We start from the raw sequence: 16,300 nt of genomic DNA on the forward strand, positions 1-16,300 counted from the left end.
GCCAATGCTCGGATTAGAGAAAAAAGACTTCCGGCTGTTGCTGATCGTAATTGGTCTGACAATGCTGGCCCCCTTCATCCTGAACCCCTTCCCTGCGGGGTCAGAAATGGCGCAATTCAACGCTGGCTATCCTGACCTGATGCAACGCTTTGTGATCTTTGGGATCTTCGCCATTGGCTTTAACATCCTGTTTGGCCTCACTGGATACCTCTCCTTTGGTCACGCAGCCTTCTTGGGTGCAGGATCCTACGGCGCGGTTTGGATGTTCAAACTGCTCAGCATGAACGTGCTGCCAGCCATCGCGATCAGCGTGATCATTGCTGGCCTCTTTTCACTGCTGATCGGGTTTATCTCGCTGCGGCGCTCTGGCATCTACTTTTCGATCCTGACGCTTGCCTTTGCGCAAATGTCATTCGCGCTGGCCTACTCTGTGCTGACACCGATCACGGGTGGCGAAACAGGTTTGCAGCTTGCGCTTGATGATCCACGGATTTTTGGTGCATCGCAGACAGCAACGGGCAACATTCCTGTCCCTGCCCTCTTTGGGCTTGAGATGCGATCAAGCTATGAGCTTGGGGTTGGATCGTGGCTCTTCACGTTCAACGCAGGCTACTACCTTGCCGCGGTCTTCATGATCTTTGCCTTCTATATGTCGATCCGCATTTTCCGGTCACCTTTCGGTATGATGCTGCGCGCGATCAAATCCAACCAGACACGGATGAGCTATACTGGCCTGAACGCACGGCCCTACACGCTGGCGGCTTTCGTGATCTCTGGCATGTATGCTGGTCTGGCGGGCGGTCTGATGGCGTCAATGGATCCGCTCGCTGGTGCGGAACGCATGCAGTGGACGGCATCTGGTGAAGTTGTGCTGATGACCATCCTTGGTGGAGCAGGCACACTGATTGGCCCTGTGCTGGGTGCGGGGATGATCAAGTATTTTGAGAACATCTTTTCCAAGATCAATGAAACGATCCTGCATGGTTGGTTCGCCTTCCTGCCCGACGGGTTGGAAAACGTCGTGGTCGCCATGATCTATCCGTTCATTGGTAAGGGCTGGCACCTCACACTTGGTATCGTGTTCATGCTGGTCGTGATCTTTCTGCCCGGTGGTCTGGTCCAAGGTGGTCAGAAAATCGCTGCGGCCTTCCGGCGCAAAAAGCCGGAAGATGCCAAGCCAAACGCCACTGAACCGGCCGAATAAGGAGACAGACAGATGGGTTTGTTAGAAGTTAAAGGCATCAACAAGCGGTTTGGTGGGTTGCAAGCGCTGGGTGACGTGAACCTGAGCATTGAAGAAAACACCACACATGCGATCATCGGTCCCAACGGTGCGGGCAAATCAACCTTGCTGAACGTGCTGGTGGGCAAACTGATCCCTGACAGCGGGTCGGTCATGTTTGATGGGCAATCCGTGCTGGGGCGCAAGCCGCATGAGATCAACCAGATGGGGATCAGCCGGGTGTTTCAAACGCCCGAGATTTTCAGCGACCTGACCGTTTTTGAAAACGTCATGATCCCCTGCTTTGCAAAACGCGATGGCGCGTTTCGGATGCATGCAATTGAAAGCATCTTTGCGGAACGCGGCATTCAGGAACAGGCGGATGCCATTCTGGATGATGTGAACATGCTTGAGAAAAAAGACATGATCGCCTCCAGCCTGTCACGCGGTGACAAACGGCGTTTGGAAATGGCAATGTGTCTGGTCCAGGACCCCAAGCTTTTGCTGTTGGACGAACCCACGGCGGGCATGGCACGGGCGGATACGCAAAACACGATCAGCCTGCTCAAAGAAATCCGCGAAAAGCGCGGGATTACCATGGCCATCATCGAGCATGACATGAACGTCGTCTTCTCACTGGCAGAGCGGATCACTGTTCTGGCCCAAGGCACGCCACTGGTCGAAGACACGCCAGACAACATCAAGGGCCACCCCAAGGTGCGTGAAGCCTATCTTGGCGAAGCGCAGGTTTAGGAGAAGATATAATGAACGCACCTTTCAACAAGCACGCCAACAACGCAGCGACGCACCCCGCCTACCTCAGCGTTTGGGAAATCGAAGCCTATTACGGTGAAAGCTACATCGTACAAAATGTGAGCTTCAACATTCATGAGGGCGAAATCCTCGCCCTTCTGGGGCGCAACGGTGCGGGCAAGACCTCAACCCTACGCACCATCGCGCGGCTGGATGAACCAACATTGACCCACGGTGAAATTTGGCTCGACCACAAACCACTGCATGAAATGAAAAGCCACGAAGCGGCTACCAACGGTATCTCCTTGGTGCCCGAAGACCGCCGGATCATTCCCGGTCTGACGGTTGAGGAAAACCTACAACTGGCTCAGATCGCGCCGCCACACGGCTGGTCGCTCGATCGGATCTACGACCTTTTCCCACGATTGGGCGAACGTCGGAAGCAAGAGGGTGTGACGCTTTCAGGTGGTGAACAACAGATGCTATCGATTGCGCGGGCGTTGGCACGTGACATCAAGGTCCTTTTGCTGGATGAACCGTATGAGGGGCTTGCCCCTGTTATCGTTCAGGAAATCGCCAAAACACTTGGCGTGATCCGTGATCAGGGCATCACAACAGTGATCGTTGAGCAAAACGCGGTGGCTGCGCTGAAGCTTGCCGACCGCGCTGTGATTCTTGATATCGGCAAGGTCGTCTTTGACGGCTCTGCCAAAGAAGTTCTCGAAAACGAAGAACTGCGCGCGCAGTATCTGGCGATCTGATCAGAACCGGCCGTTAATCTAAAATCGCAGCGAAACGACCCGCTGCGATTAATCTTTTGGTAATCCGCAAAAGGGAAATTGAGGTAATAAGCCCTCGCTTTTCGGAGCCATACAAATGGATACATCACTGACACTTCCCCAGCCTGCGGCTGTTGCAAGCACTGCCGCACCCACATTGCCCCGCGCGGTGACCACCAAGGTGCAGGCCATCGACAGTGCTGACAACAGCGCAACGCTGCCGTCAAACAAACCCTTCGTCGCACAAGTCGTCACCGCACGCCTTTCTGGATCAGAGTTTCCTGAAAACCCGTCCGAAATTGCGCCTCCAGAGCGGACTTTGCGGCCCTATGATGTGCCGATGCTGCCCTATGATGGCGGCGAAACGGCGAATAACGTACCTGATACAGATCAGCCTGCCCCATCCGAAGAGGCGACCGCCAAAGAAGCATGAGTGTTTTTCCAAGCACCTATACTTTCCACCTTCGCTGGCTTGCCCTATAAGCATTTTGATGCTTCGTGACGTAACGTCGCGATAGCGCCAATAATATGGGCAACGGGCCGAGGAAAACATGGGCAACAAAACCTCTCACGATAGCGACGTCAGCTTTATTGCGGCTTTGGCCGAACTGCTGCGCGACAATGATTTGACGGAATTGCAGGTCAAACGGGACTATGGCGAAAACGACAGCCTGAATGTACGCGTCAGCCGCCAAACCCAAACCGTTGTGCAAGCCAGCGTACCGGCGGCAGCAGCGCCCGCATTACCATCGGCAACGCCAGCCGCCCCCGCTGGCCCTGCTGCGGCCCCACCAGCCTCTGATCCTGCCAGTGATCCTGGGGCCGTGACCTCACCAATGGTCGGTACGGTCTATATGGCACCTGAACCCGGCGCGGCCCCCTTCGCCACAGTCGGTGCAACAGTCAAAGAAGGCGATACGATCCTCATCATCGAAGCGATGAAGACGATGAACCACATCCCTGCCCCGCGCGCAGGCACCATCAAGCGCATATTGGTCGAAGACGGCGGAGCCGTCGAATTCGGCGCACCTCTTGTGATCATCGAATAAGGGCTGACCCATGTTCGATAAAATTCTTATCGCGAACCGAGGCGAAATCGCCCTGCGCGTCGTGCGCGCCTGCCGCGAAATGGGCGTCAAATCCGTGGCGGTCCATTCCACCGCTGACGCAGATGCCATGCATGTGCGCATGGCGGATGAGGCTGTCTGCATCGGCCCGCCCTCATCCGCGCAAAGCTATCTGTCGTTTCCTGCCATCATTTCCGCCTGTGAAATCACGGGCGCGCAGGCCATCCATCCCGGCTATGGCTTCTTGTCCGAAAACGCAGCTTTTGTGCAGGCGGTTCAGGATCATGACCTGACATTCATCGGCCCGACAGCTGAACATATCCGTGTGATGGGTGACAAAATCACCGCCAAGGACACGATGAAAGAGCTTGGCGTGCCATGCGTGCCCGGTTCTGACGGCGGCGTACCCACCTTGGCAGAAGCGCAGCGTGTTGGCGCCGAAATCGGCTATCCCGTGATTATCAAAGCAACCGCCGGTGGCGGTGGGCGCGGTATGAAAGTGGCGCAGACGTCTGATGATATGGAACAGGCGTTCCATTCCGCACGCGCCGAAGGCAAGGCTGCTTTCGGCAACGACGAAGTCTATATCGAAAAATACCTCACCACCCCGCGCCACATCGAAATTCAGGTGTTCGGCGATGGCAAGGGCAACGCGGTACATTTGGGCGAACGGGATTGTTCGTTGCAGCGACGTCATCAAAAGGTGTTCGAAGAAGCACCAGGCCCTTGCATCACACCAGAACTGCGCGACCGGATCGGCAAGGTCTGCGCGGATGCTGTCGCCAAGATCAATTACATCGGCGCAGGTACGATCGAATTCCTGTTCGAGAACGATGAGTTCTACTTCATCGAAATGAACACGCGGTTGCAGGTCGAACACCCGGTCACCGAAGGTATCTTTGGCGTTGATCTGGTGCGCGAACAGTTGCGAGTTGCATCTGGCATGCCAATGTCGTTCGGGCAGGATGATCTTAAGATCAACGGCCATGCCATTGAGGTGCGGATCAACGCCGAAAAGCTGCCCAACTTCGCGCCCTGCCCCGGTACAATCACGCAGTATCACGCGCCTGGCGGCTTGGGCGTGCGGATGGATTCGGCCCTCTATGACGGCTATCGGATCCCGCCTTACTACGACAGCCTCATTGGTAAACTCATCGTCCATGGGCGCGACCGCCCAGAGGCGCTTGCGCGGCTTGAACGTGCCTTGGGGGAGCTGATCGTCGATGGTGTTGATACAACCGTGCCACTCTTTCATGCGCTCTTGGCTGATCCAGCCGTGCAAACCGGTGACTATAATATCCACTGGCTTGAGCACTGGCTTGATGAAAACCTGAATTAGGGCGGTGAAAGACGGCGGCCACACCCTAACTGCGGACCTGCTTTTGCAGGCCTATCAGATAGGCGTTTTTCCGATGTCCGAAGGGCGTAACGACCCGGACGTGTTCTGGGTTGATCCACGTATGCGGGGTGTATTTCCACTAGACGGGTTTCGCATTTCACGTAGCTTGGCGCGCACGATGCGACGGGGCCATTTCACCGTGACCGTCGATCACGCCTTTGCCGATGTCGTGCGTGGCTGTGCGGACCGCGAAGAAACCTGGATCAACGATACGATTTTCCAGCTTTATGAGGAATTGCACCATGCCGGTTTCGGCCATGCGGTTGAAGTTTGGGAGGGTCCACGCCTTGTCGGCGGTGTCTACGGTGTAGCAATCGGTGCGGCGTTCTTTGGTGAGAGCATGTTCAGCCGGGCCACGGATGCGTCCAAAGTTGCACTCGCCTATCTGATCGATCATCTACGTCTGGGCGGTTACCAACTTTTTGATACCCAGTTCATCACACCGCATCTGGCACGCCTTGGTGCGGTTGAAATCCCACGCGACCATTACAGGGCTATGCTAGTGGATGCCTTATCGAAAGAAGCATCCTTTGGGCGCCCCGGCCCCATACCATCCGCTCAGGACGTCATACAGCGCAACGCCCAGACGTCATAACGCGGGTGGTCCATCGCGTTTAACGCAGGTGCCGATGCAAGCATCCAGCCCGAAAACAACGTGCCTTCATTGTTGCGCACGATGATCTGCGTAAATGCATCCCCCGCTGGGTTTTCAACAGGATACCGGCACTCGTTCAGCTTAACAGAAAGAAAGCCGAAGGTCGCCGTTTCGCCAGTATTCAGCGAGACATCAGTCACCTTACCGGTCAGCTTGTCCAAAATCCTCAACTCACCGCCCGGCCCCTGTTCCACCTCTTGCGTTACCGCCTCGTTCGATGTTGTGAGGGAGCCATCTTCCTCTTCAACTGGCGTTGTTGTCAGCTGACCGATGAGCTCATCCAAGGGGATTTCTTCAATAGGAGTCGTCACGATTTCTTGCGCCGCTAAAGGTTGCGCGATCAGTGATGCGGTCATGAGTGCAGTAAAAAGCGATCGCATATAAAGCGCCCCTTATTCCGGTGTCCAAGCCTCATAATCGGACCGCTCTGCAGGTGCTTTGTGGCGGATCGAACCGGCTGGCGCATATGCCGCCATTGTCCCCGTCAGGTTTTCCTGATGCGGCTTTTCCCAATCTTTGCGTGGCAAAGCAACCTCGGTAGGTGGCTCATCCCATGTGCGGTGCAGCCAGCCATGCCATTCCGGGGCCACACGCGACGCTTCGTTTTCGCCGCTGTAGATTACCCACCGGCGGCTGTCGTCGCTATTGCGATAAAATACGTTACCTTGCGCATCTTCGCCGACCTTGGTGCCATTGCGGCTCGTCCAAAGCTGGGTGCCAAATGACTGCCCATCCCACCATGTGAAAATGCGTTTGATGTTATGACCAAGGCCCATGTCGCGTCTCCGGATTGCGTTGCTTATCCATGCACGAATGGTTGCAAAAGGTCCAGTGGGTTCAGGCGGGAACCCGCGCGGTGACCTCAATCTCGATCTTCATTTCAGGGGTCTGTAACCCCGCCGAAAGCATCGTAGCTGCCGGTTTTGCCGTCGCGAAAATGGTCGAGGTGATCGGCCAGCACGCGGCCCACTCATCCTTATTAGGCACGATATAAGTTACCCGCACCACATGGTCGAGCCCGCTACCAGCCTCTTCCAATGCCTTGCCAATGGTGGTCAGCGCGTTGCGGCACTGTTCTTCAATACTGTCGGGCATCACCATGCTGGCGTAATCATAACCCGTTGTGCCAGCAACAAACACCCAGCCATCGGCAACAACCGCACGGCTATAGCCGATCTGTTCCTCAAAAGGAGACCCGGTCGAGATGTGACGCACGCTCAAAGACCTAGCTCGCGGTTGCGGGCTCTTTCTTTTTGCCTTCGTCATGGATCATCAGGGGCGCGACGTCAGATGTGACAGCCTCTTCATTGACCACGACCTCTGTCACCGTATCCATGCCAGGTAGATCAAACATTGTATCCAGCAGGATATCTTCCATGATTGACCGTAGACCACGCGCACCGGTTTTCCGCTCAATCGCGCGTTTGGCGATGGCACCCAGCGCATCCTCAGTGAAGGTCAACTTGGTGTCTTCCAAGTCAAACAAACGCTGATACTGCTTGACTAGCGCGTTCTTGGGCTTGGTCAGGATGGTGATCAGCGCATCTTCATCCAGATCGGTGAGCGTCGCGATCACAGGCAGACGGCCAACAAATTCCGGGATCAGACCGAACTTCAACAGATCCTCTGGTTCCAGATCTGTAAAAATCTCGCCAATGCCGCGGTCATCATCTTCGCGCACATCAGCGCCAAAGCCCATCGCAGACCCCTTGCCGCGCTGTGCGATAATTTTATCAAGGCCCGCAAATGCACCGCCACAAATAAAGAGGATGTTCGTTGTATCCACCTGCAGGAATTCCTGCTGCGGATGCTTGCGCCCGCCCTGCGGCGGCACGGAGGCAACCGTGCCTTCCATGATTTTCAACAGCGCCTGCTGCACACCCTCGCCCGACACGTCACGTGTGATGGACGGGTTATCAGACTTGCGTGTAATCTTATCGACCTCGTCGATATAGACGATGCCGCGCTGTGCGCGTTCGACGTTGTACTCAGAGGCTTGCAACAGCTTGAGAATGATATTTTCCACATCCTCACCCACGTAACCTGCTTCGGTCAGCGTCGTGGCATCGGCCATCGTGAAAGGTACATCGAGAATGCGTGCCAGCGTCTGTGCAAGCAATGTCTTACCACAGCCAGTCGGCCCGATCAGCATGATGTTGGATTTCGCCAATTCAATATCTGATTTCTCGGCGTGGTTCAGGCGTTTGTAGTGGTTATGTACAGCAACCGACAGCACGCGCTTTGCGTGCAGCTGCCCGATCACATAATCGTCCAATACGCCACAAATCTCGGACGGTGTCGGCACGCCCTCGCCCGCTTTGAGCCCTGCTGTTTTCGTCTCTTCACGGATGATATCCATGCAGAGTTCAACGCATTCATCACAAATGAAAACAGTCGGCCCGGCGATGAGCTTGCGCACTTCGTGCTGACTTTTTCCGCAGAAGCTGCAGTAGAGGGTGTTTTTACTGTCGGTGCCGCTTGTATTCGCCATCTCAAACCTCTTAGCCCATAGGCCGCTCAAATAAAAATCGGACTGCGCTTTCTGCAACACTAGGACAGCCCGCCGAGGTCCACAATGTCAAAATGAACTTACGCAGTTTGTCGTTAACATTCCGCTAATGGCCCCGGCAAAGGGCAACTAATCGGACATTTCGTCAGAAAAATGACAAACGCGGCCAAGGCCGCGTTTGTGGCTGATTTCTTTAACGAATGACTTAATCTTCGGCTTTGGTCCGATTTTCGACAATCTCGTCGATCAATCCCCAGTCTTTTGCCTCTTCTGGCGACATGAAGTTGTCGCGCTCAAGCGCGGCTTCAACCTTCTTGAGCGTGTTGCCTGTATGTTTAACGTAAATCTCGTTCAAACGTGTCTTCAGCTTTTGGGTTTCAGCAGCGTGGATCATAATGTCTGTTGCCTGCCCCTGATAGCCGCCAGAGGGCTGGTGCACCATCACACGGCTATTGGGCAACGAGAACCGCATGCCTTCGGATCCTGCGGTCAACAGCAAAGACCCCATCGACGCCGCCTGCCCGATCACCAGCGTGCTGACCTTGGGGCGGATGTATTGCATCGTGTCATAGATCGACAAACCGGATGTCACAACGCCACCCGGGCTGTTGATATACATGCTGATTTCTTTCTTAGGGTTCTCGGATTCGAGGTGCAGCAACTGCGCCACGATCAGCTGGCTCATACCGTCGTGCACAGGGCCATTCACAAAAATGATCCGTTCTTTGAGCAAACGAGAGAAAATGTCGTAGGCGCGTTCACCCCGGGCGGTCTGTTCGACCACCATTGGGACAAGGTTCATATAAGTCTCTGTGGGGTCTTGCATATTTACTGCCTCATGTTTGGACGGGTCCGTCCTAGTTCAAATATCCTGACAGAGTCTTAGTGTTCGGGGTCAGGGGCTTCAAGGGCGCACGACAGGTTTGACGAATCGTAAGCAATGGCTTACGGTAAGTCATGGATTACGAAGATGCAATCGCCGCCCTTGCCGACCCCACACGACGCGTGATCATTGATCGTCTGCGGTCAGGCGCGCTGCCTGTTGGGGCTATCGCGCAAGGCATGACCATCAGCAGACCCGCGGTTAGCCAGCACCTGCGTGTGCTGTCCGATGCAGGACTTTTGACGGTGACCCCCGCGGGCAACCGCAGGCTCTATGCCATCGCCCCAGAAGGGGTTGCCGGATTACGCGCGTATTTGGACAGCCTATGGGATGATGCATTTGCCGCTTTCGCCCGTGCGGCAGAGGAAAAAGCAAAGGAAAACAACGATGAATGACCCGATCGAGAAAACTTTGACTGTGCCACTTTCCCCGGCAGACGCCTTTGCGTTGTTTACCACTGACATCGACACATGGTGGCCGAAAGCCACACATTCGGTGACGGGTGCCAAGGCCAAGATAACCTTTCCAGACCATAAGGACGGCGACATCATTGAAGAAGGGGCCGATGGGACCCGCGCCATTTGGGGCAAGCTGATTGCCTATGAACCGGATACCTATCTTGCCTTCACATGGCATCCAGGGCGGACCGAGAAGGAAGCCACCGTTGTCACCCTTACCTTCACCAAAACGTCCAAAGGCACCCGCTGCGATCTGACGCATGGCGGCTTTGACATTCTGGGAGACACAGCCGATGCCGTCAGCACCAGCTATCTGCACGGCTGGGACATGGTACTGGGCTGCTATGCAAGCGCAGTAATGACCCCTGTTCTGAGCGAAAACTGATAGGATACAAGCCCTTGCGGGGGTTTCGTTAAAGTTGCATCCTGCGCAGGAATTTCCCTAACGCAGGAGACGTGCAATGGAATGGGCGCGCATCAAAACGGCTGACGATCAAATCCTTACTGGTGTGATCGCAGATGGCAAATTGCACCCTCGTACATCGCTTGGCTCTGACGAAGTTGCCGGTGATCCGGTTGCGCTAGAGAGCAGCACGATGCTGTCACCCTGCGTGCCAGGCAAGTTCATCGGGCTGTGGAACAACTTCCATGCGGCGGCCGAACGTAACAAGCTCGACATCCCCGAACACCCCCTTTTCTTTCTTAAACCCCTGTCATCACTGGCCGGACCGGGGGTGACAGTTACCCTTCCTGCCGACATCGGTCGGGTGATTTTTGAAGGCGAGTTGGGTGTCGTGATTGGGCGGACCTGCGCCAACACGAGCGTAGAAGAGGCCGAGGATGCCATCCTTGGTTATACCTGCGTCAACGACATCACCGCCTTGGATATCCTTTTTGAGGATCCCTCTTTTCCGCAGTGGACACGGGCCAAGGGTTTTGACGGGTTTGGCGTCATCGGCCCTGTCATTCAAACCGATGTTGACTGGCGCGATTTGACGGTGAAGGTCATGGTGGGCGGGCGCGAGCGGCAATCCTATCCAGCATCAGACATGATCAGGAACCCGGCTGAAATCGTTAGCCAACTGTCCGCCGACATGACGCTCGAAGCAGGTGATGTGATCGCTTGCGGCACATCCATTGGTGCGCGGCCTATCAAGGCGGGGATGGAGGTCGTCGTTGTGATCGACGGGATTGGCGAACTGCCGGTCACCATTGCGGCGACCGACACAGATTAGCCAATATGGAAAAGCGACTGGAACAGGCGGGGATCAATGCTCTCTGCCGCGAAGGTCTCGCCTTCAGTCAGCACTGATACGGCATCATGGCTGTGCAGGCTTTCCTGATGGCTGGCAATCACTCGGAAATCAGAGATGCGGGTGTCCATTTGTAGTTGCTCGGTAAACAAGCGGGCGGCGTCCTCTACAAAGATCGGGTTCGCCGCGTTCAACTCTGCAAACGCCTGCTCATCCTCACGCTTGACCATCACTTGCGTTTCGGTCGGCACCGCCGCGCGGGCGCGATCAATCAGGTCTTCGAACCATAGCACCTCAGCGCCCTCTTCCAGCAGTACCGAGATGCGGGCCACCGAACGTTGCGAATGCGGTGTGGCAAGCTGGCCCCGGAATTGGCGGGCATGTTCGGACAATTCCAGTGAACAGGGGCATGTGGACGAATAGACGTAATCCAGATGCACGATCTTCTTGCGCACACCGGCACTTTCGACCAGTTCCAGCGCAATGTCATAATACTGATAGCCAGCCAGGCCCGAGCGCAGGCTGTCCACCTTCATCGGAAAGCTGAAGCGCATCTGAATGCGGGCGTCAAAGCTTTCCAGATCGGTCTTATAGGCATCCAGCGCCTGCTCAATCACCTCAAAGCTGAAGGTCTCTTCCGCATGTTTGTAAAATGTCCGCATGATGCGGGACATGTTGATGCCCTTCTTTTCCGCTTCAAGTGACACCGTACCAGTGACAGAGGTTTCAAGCGTCAGATCGCCATTGTCGCGGGTATGAAAGCGGATCGGGAGGCGAAAGTTTGAGATACCCACGTGCTGAATTTGCTGCTTTGCACCGCGGATCAGGCTGGCCGGACCGTTCTGCAAATCAGGCATCGACGCTTTGTAAGCGTCATCGACTTCGAACTCTTCGGGGTATGCACGGGCCAAAGCGGGGTAGTTCGACACCTCTTGTCCGGGGATCAAACGCGAGACAAGCGGGTCAAGCGTTGCGACTTCCTCTGCTGTGACATCGCCAGCCCAGCGCCGCAGCAATGCAAGGGCTGCTTCGGCCTCTTCGCGGCTTGGTTCGCGATCCATATCAGGTGAGTGGATATTCATGTCAGGTCCCCCCATCAGTGCGTTAGACACCGCAACATGGGGCCGCGCATCGGAATTTCCAATGATTTCTTTATAGATACGCTGAAGTTCCGCACGCGGATCGTTCATTTCAGTTGGCCTTTCCGGGGCTAAACATACCAAAGTTAACCAATTTTCCGGCGCGCCGTCACCTCTTCAAATTTGCGCCATAGCGGCCCGAAGGTCTGACAGCAGATCATCCGCATCCTCAAGCCCCACGCTCAACCGCAGCAGGCCCGGTGTGATGCCCAATACCGCCTTGGTGTCATCTGACAACCGCTGGTGTGTCGTCGTAGCCGGATGAGTTACAATGGACTTCGCATCGCCAAGGTTGTTTGAAATCGTCCAGATCTCCAACGCATTCAACACTTTGAACGCTGCGGCTTGCGAACCGGCATCAATCGCCAGCACCGTACCGCCTGCCTCCATCTGCACCTTGGTCAGAGCGCTTTGTGGATGGCTGGCCAGACCGGGATAAATCACTTCAGCCAATCGCCCGTCTGCCTCCAGCGCCTCGGCCAGATACTGTGCGCTCTCAGTCTGTGCGCGCACCCGCAAATCAATGGTTTCCAAACCTTTGAGCATCACCCATGCGGTGAACGGCGACATCGAACCACCGGTATGCTTCATGTAAGGTTCCACCGTGCCGCGGATAAACTCGCGCGTGCCAAGGATCACACCGCCCAGCGCGCGCCCTTGCCCGTCGATATGTTTGGTTGCGGAATAAATGACCACATCAGCACCTTGCGCAATCGCGTCTGAATAAACCGGCGTGGCAAAGACATTATCTATGACCACAGTAGCATCAACAGCATGTGCCAGCTTGGATACTGCCACGATATCAATCACTTCCAGCGTCGGGTTCGAAATGCTTTCGAAGAAAACAACCTTCGTTTCAGGCCGGATCGCAGCCTGCCATGCGGCCAAATCAGTGCCATCCACAAAGGTCACTTCGACGCCATAGCGGGTTAGAATTTCCTCAAGGATATACAAACAAGACCCAAAGAGCGCACGCGCCGAAACCACATGATCGCCAGCACGCAACATCGACATCAACGCACCATTGACAGCCGCCATGCCAGAGGCTGTCGCAAACCCATCCTCGGCCCCTTCCAGCGCGGCAATCCTGTCTTCGAACATCGCCACTGTGGGGTTGCCATAGCGGGCATAGATGAACTCATCCTCGCCTGCCTTGATGAACCGCGCTTCCGCGTCCTCGGCGCTGTCATAGACAAAGCCTTGCGTCATATAGATGGCTTCGCTGACCTCATTATACTGGCTGCGTCTGGTGCCTGTGTGCACCGCTTTGGTACGTTTCTTCCACGTTTTCATTGTCCGTCCTCGCGCCTCTGTTGCGCTTTCATTTCATGCGCGTCCTTCGCGCAATAAAAAACCCCGACACCGGGAAAAGGTATCGAGGCATAAAAACCTGCAACCCTCTTTAGCGGCATATTTAACGTGGCCCGCAATCCGGTAACAAATCGCCACAACCGGTTGCATACGCCCGCGCCGGGTCTGCGTCAAGCCGCCCTCGACTTGCCCTTTGGGGCGATCATGCGATGGTAAGCGTCAAGCGAAAGGATAATGCATGACCCAACCCTTTGATCTTTACTTCTGGCCGACACCCAATGGCTGGAAGGCCTCTATCGCGCTCGAAGAAATGGAACTGCCTTACACCTTGCATTTGATTGATATCGGCGCGGGTGATCAGTTTAAACCCGCGTTTCTCAAGATATCCCCCAACAACCGGATGCCGGCAATTGTTGATCATGAAGGGCCAGATGGCACCCCAATCTCAATCTTTGAATCCGGGGCGATCCTGCAATATTTGGCACGCAAAACGGGTCAGTTTTACGGGACAACCGAAAGGGACCGGATCAGCGTGGATCAATGGTTGATGTGGCAAATGGGTGGCCTTGGGCCAATGGCAGGGCAAGCGCATCATTTCCTGAAATATGCCCCCGCGATGGACCCGCCCAATGACCTGCCCTACGCCAAGGACCGCTATCGCAAGGAAACGGCGCGGCTATATGGGGTGTTGGATGGCCAACTGGCCAAGCATGAATTTGTAGCAGGCGATTTCTTTTCCATCGCAGATATGTCGATCTGGGGTTGGGCATCACTTTGGGAAGGGCAGCAGCAAACGTTGGATGACAAACCACATATGGCGCGATGGTTGGAAACGGTGGGGGCACGTCCCGGTGTGCAACGCGGACGGGCGGTCGCGGCAGAAAAGCGCGGTGACTTTCGCAAGGATGCGCAGGCGCAGAAAACGCTTTTTACTAAACCAGAGTAACGAATTCTTAGGTATACCCGGGTAGCGTAGACCCGTTCAGTTAAATTGGTCCACGCTATGCAGTTCCGTTCACATCGCTATCAAACGCAATATCCGATCCAACTCTCGACGCCTGCTGGGCTTCAACAGTGCCGTATCACCGATATTAACAACACAGGTGCCCGCATTCTGGGCCATTGCACCCTGCGGCGCGGAGATAAGGTGAAATTCAAGGTACTGAACGACGAAATATCCGCAGTTGTCTGCTGGTGTTCTCAGGAGAGTGCAGGCATCTTATTCCGGCCGCAGATTTCATCAAACCAAGTGGACATGCTACGCTACCGCAGAGACAGGGCACACAATCAGTTACGCGGATCGGTAGGGTTTGGCTACGCCCAGATGTGATTGGGTTGCTCGGCTATTCCTCTGACGCTTCCGGCCCTTCGATGAAATAGTCCTGCAAACGATAGATTTGCACCCAAAGGAACACCATCAACACTGCCGGGAAGGCAAATGTCTCTAGCTTGACCCACAGATCGGTCGTCTGGGTACGCCAAATCACTTCATTCGCGATACCAAGTGCCGCAAACATATAACACAGGCGGCGGGTGAAGATCATCCAGCCCTCTTTTTCCATCGGCAGGAATTCTTCCATCACATATTGAAGATAACTTTGGCCACGCAACAGGCCAATGCCCAACAGCCCTGCCATCACGCCATAAACGATTGTCGTCTTCATTTTGAAGAACCGCTCATCGTTGAAATAGGCGGTCAGACCACCAAAGAAGATGACCATAAAGGCGGTAAAAACCTGCATCCGGCTCAGCTTGCCCGTCAGCACCCACAGGATGCCCATTGCGGCCAGCAAAATGGGAATAAAGATCAAGGCGGCCACAATAAAGCCGGTGTACTCCGTGCCAGCAATCGTAAAGCTTTCGTCCCGGATACGCAGGTAAATCAGGAAAAACGCAAGCGTCGGTCCCAATTCCAAGACCTGTTTCACCACCGGATTAATCGCTTTTTCGGCCATAGATATCTCCCTCACCCACCCATTTCCACGATGACGGCACCAAGTGCAACCAAGCACATCAAAAACAGACGACGTGACCCAACTTTTTCACCCATGATGAACCAGCCAATCAAGGCCGCGAAAACGACCGAAGTCTCACGCAGCACCGCTGCCTCACCGACTTTGTCCAAACGGGTGGCCAACATCACGCCGCCGAAGCTGATCCAGGCAATCAGCGCACCCACAAACCCGCGCCAGACCAGCGGACCCAAGGCTGGCTGTATAGCAAGCCGTTTGTAACGCCATGTCGCAAGCAACGGGAAATCAATCGCAGTCACGAAAAAGAACCATGCCAAAAAGGTAAAAGGATCAGGCGTTTGCCGGATACCATAAGCATCATAGGTGGTGTAGATCGCAACAAGGCAGCCACCAATCAGCGCCCACAAAAGCCCTAGTTTCAGCGTATGTGGGTCGATCAACTCTTCCGCGATATTGCGCACGGCCAGCAACAGGATACCGCCTGATAAACAGGCTACCCCTACCCACTGCACGGCCGTAAAATGTTCGCCAAAAAACAGCGATGCAGCAATGACAGTAACCAAAGGCCCCGTGCCGCGCACCACCGGATATACAACCGTATATGCCGCGCGCTCATAGGCCAGCGCCATAGTCACCTTATAGGCAAAATGCACAATGATCGCGCCAACAAGGATCAGGGCTGTTGTCACATTCGGCCATGGCACCACAAAAAGCGCAACGGGCGCGGATAGTACACAAAGCCAGCCATCAATCGCCCCACGCGTCAGCCAAGGGTCATAGCGCCCTTTCTGCAGCGCGCCGAAAATAGCGTGGGCCAAGGCTGAAACCAAAGCAAGGATCGTGGCCAGCTGGGCGCCTGCGGGCGTGCCTGCGATCGCCACCAACCATGCGCCCAATTC

General features: G+C 55.2%; 21 protein-coding genes, 1 pseudogene and 1 riboswitch. Of the genes and pseudogenes, 13 read left to right on the forward strand and 9 right to left on the reverse strand.

Annotated elements, in window-relative coordinates:
* Positions 1–4 precede the first annotated feature (4 nt).
* From BC777_RS06065 to aat, 8 genes and pseudogenes are all read left to right on the forward strand, one after another.
* Entirely contained in the window at positions 5–1,204 is a 1,200-nt protein-coding gene (locus BC777_RS06065) for a branched-chain amino acid ABC transporter permease (RefSeq protein ID WP_100367211.1), read from the forward strand.
* A 12-nt stretch (positions 1,205–1,216) separates the two neighbouring features.
* A pseudogene (locus BC777_RS06070) lies at positions 1,217–1,735 on the forward strand (ABC transporter ATP-binding protein); the annotation flags it as partial.
* Between the two features lie 105 nt (positions 1,736–1,840).
* A complete protein-coding gene (locus tag BC777_RS19750) occupies positions 1,841–1,975 on the forward strand; it encodes an ABC transporter ATP-binding protein C-terminal domain-containing protein (protein ID WP_373412707.1) in 135 nt (44 codons plus the stop codon).
* Positions 1,976–1,986: 11 nt separating this feature from the next.
* A complete protein-coding gene (locus BC777_RS06075) occupies positions 1,987–2,736 on the forward strand; it encodes an ABC transporter ATP-binding protein (RefSeq protein ID WP_100367213.1) in 750 nt (249 codons plus the stop codon).
* A 115-nt stretch (positions 2,737–2,851) separates the two neighbouring features.
* A complete protein-coding gene (locus tag BC777_RS06080; RefSeq protein WP_211095330.1) occupies positions 2,852–3,187 on the forward strand; it encodes a hypothetical protein in 336 nt (111 codons plus the stop codon).
* Positions 3,188–3,305: 118 nt separating this feature from the next.
* Positions 3,306–3,803 carry an acetyl-CoA carboxylase biotin carboxyl carrier protein gene (accB, locus tag BC777_RS06085; protein WP_100367214.1) on the forward strand — a complete coding sequence of 166 codons (498 nt, stop codon included), beginning with the start codon at positions 3,306–3,308 and terminating at the stop codon, positions 3,801–3,803.
* A 10-nt stretch (positions 3,804–3,813) separates the two neighbouring features.
* Positions 3,814–5,160 carry an acetyl-CoA carboxylase biotin carboxylase subunit gene (gene accC, locus BC777_RS06090; RefSeq protein WP_100367215.1) on the forward strand — a complete coding sequence of 449 codons (1,347 nt, stop codon included), beginning with the start codon at positions 3,814–3,816 and terminating at the stop codon, positions 5,158–5,160.
* Positions 5,161–5,164: 4 nt separating this feature from the next.
* Positions 5,165–5,815, forward strand: a complete 651-nt coding sequence (aat, locus tag BC777_RS06095; RefSeq protein WP_100367216.1) for a leucyl/phenylalanyl-tRNA--protein transferase — start codon at positions 5,165–5,167, stop codon at positions 5,813–5,815.
* On the opposite strand, the gene BC777_RS19640 is transcribed toward aat, so the two are convergent.
* From BC777_RS19640 to BC777_RS06120, 5 genes are all read right to left on the reverse strand, one after another.
* The gene (locus tag BC777_RS19640; protein ID WP_311135468.1) at positions 5,779–6,255 is read right to left on the reverse strand and encodes a DUF2155 domain-containing protein; all 477 of its coding nucleotides are present in this window, start codon (positions 6,253–6,255) and stop codon (positions 5,779–5,781) included. The two genes, aat and BC777_RS19640, sit on opposite strands and share 37 nt — an antisense overlap.
* A gap of 12 nt (positions 6,256–6,267) precedes the next feature.
* Positions 6,268–6,651, reverse strand: a complete 384-nt coding sequence (locus BC777_RS06105; protein WP_100367217.1) for an NADH:ubiquinone oxidoreductase subunit NDUFA12 — start codon at positions 6,649–6,651, stop codon at positions 6,268–6,270.
* 61 nt (positions 6,652–6,712) lie between these two features.
* Complete coding sequence (locus BC777_RS06110; protein ID WP_100367218.1) at positions 6,713–7,096, reverse strand: RidA family protein; 384 nt, start codon at positions 7,094–7,096, stop codon at positions 6,713–6,715.
* A gap of 4 nt (positions 7,097–7,100) precedes the next feature.
* Complete coding sequence (clpX, locus tag BC777_RS06115; RefSeq protein ID WP_100367219.1) at positions 7,101–8,366, reverse strand: ATP-dependent Clp protease ATP-binding subunit ClpX; 1,266 nt, start codon at positions 8,364–8,366, stop codon at positions 7,101–7,103.
* A 223-nt stretch (positions 8,367–8,589) separates the two neighbouring features.
* Entirely contained in the window at positions 8,590–9,210 is a 621-nt protein-coding gene (locus BC777_RS06120) for an ATP-dependent Clp protease proteolytic subunit (protein WP_100367220.1), read from the reverse strand.
* Positions 9,211–9,341: 131 nt separating this feature from the next.
* Here BC777_RS06120 and BC777_RS06125 point away from each other — a divergent pair, with 131 nt between their 5' ends.
* From BC777_RS06125 to BC777_RS06135, 3 genes are all read left to right on the forward strand, one after another.
* Positions 9,342–9,662 carry an ArsR/SmtB family transcription factor gene (locus tag BC777_RS06125; protein ID WP_100367221.1) on the forward strand — a complete coding sequence of 107 codons (321 nt, stop codon included), beginning with the start codon at positions 9,342–9,344 and terminating at the stop codon, positions 9,660–9,662.
* Positions 9,655–10,110 carry an SRPBCC family protein gene (locus tag BC777_RS06130; RefSeq protein ID WP_168769086.1) on the forward strand — a complete coding sequence of 152 codons (456 nt, stop codon included), beginning with the start codon at positions 9,655–9,657 and terminating at the stop codon, positions 10,108–10,110. The genes BC777_RS06125 and BC777_RS06130 overlap by 8 nt, the downstream gene beginning before the upstream one ends.
* A 76-nt stretch (positions 10,111–10,186) precedes the next feature.
* Positions 10,187–10,960, forward strand: a complete 774-nt coding sequence (locus tag BC777_RS06135; protein ID WP_100367223.1) for a fumarylacetoacetate hydrolase family protein — start codon at positions 10,187–10,189, stop codon at positions 10,958–10,960.
* On the opposite strand, the gene folE2 is transcribed toward BC777_RS06135, so the two are convergent.
* Complete coding sequence (gene folE2, locus BC777_RS06140) at positions 10,957–12,060, reverse strand: GTP cyclohydrolase FolE2 (RefSeq protein ID WP_100368025.1); 1,104 nt, start codon at positions 12,058–12,060, stop codon at positions 10,957–10,959. The genes BC777_RS06135 and folE2 overlap by 4 nt on opposite strands.
* 174 nt (positions 12,061–12,234) lie before the next feature.
* Positions 12,235–13,410, reverse strand: a complete 1,176-nt coding sequence (metZ, locus tag BC777_RS06145; RefSeq protein WP_100367224.1) for an O-succinylhomoserine sulfhydrylase — start codon at positions 13,408–13,410, stop codon at positions 12,235–12,237.
* Positions 13,411–13,498: 88 nt separating this feature from the next.
* Positions 13,499–13,576, reverse strand: a riboswitch (SAM riboswitch).
* Between the two features lie 90 nt (positions 13,577–13,666).
* Here metZ and BC777_RS06150 point away from each other — a divergent pair.
* Positions 13,667–14,374: a glutathione S-transferase N-terminal domain-containing protein gene (locus BC777_RS06150; protein WP_100367225.1), complete on the forward strand. Its 708-nt coding sequence runs from the start codon at positions 13,667–13,669 to the stop codon at positions 14,372–14,374.
* A gap of 57 nt (positions 14,375–14,431) precedes the next feature.
* Positions 14,432–14,758 carry a PilZ domain-containing protein gene (locus BC777_RS19690; protein WP_100367226.1) on the forward strand — a complete coding sequence of 109 codons (327 nt, stop codon included), beginning with the start codon at positions 14,432–14,434 and terminating at the stop codon, positions 14,756–14,758.
* A 13-nt stretch (positions 14,759–14,771) separates the two neighbouring features.
* Here the strand turns inward: BC777_RS19690 and BC777_RS06160 are convergent, their stop codons facing one another.
* Entirely contained in the window at positions 14,772–15,383 is a 612-nt protein-coding gene (locus tag BC777_RS06160) for an inner membrane-spanning protein YciB (RefSeq protein ID WP_100367227.1), read from the reverse strand.
* 11 nt (positions 15,384–15,394) lie between these two features.
* Positions 15,395–16,297, reverse strand: a complete 903-nt coding sequence (locus tag BC777_RS06165; RefSeq protein WP_168769129.1) for an EamA family transporter — start codon at positions 16,295–16,297, stop codon at positions 15,395–15,397.
* Between the last annotated feature and the right edge of the window lie 3 nt (positions 16,298–16,300).

The sequence above is a fragment of the Yoonia maricola genome, assembly GCF_002797915.1.
Classification (GTDB): Bacteria; Pseudomonadota; Alphaproteobacteria; order Rhodobacterales; family Rhodobacteraceae; genus Yoonia; species Yoonia maricola.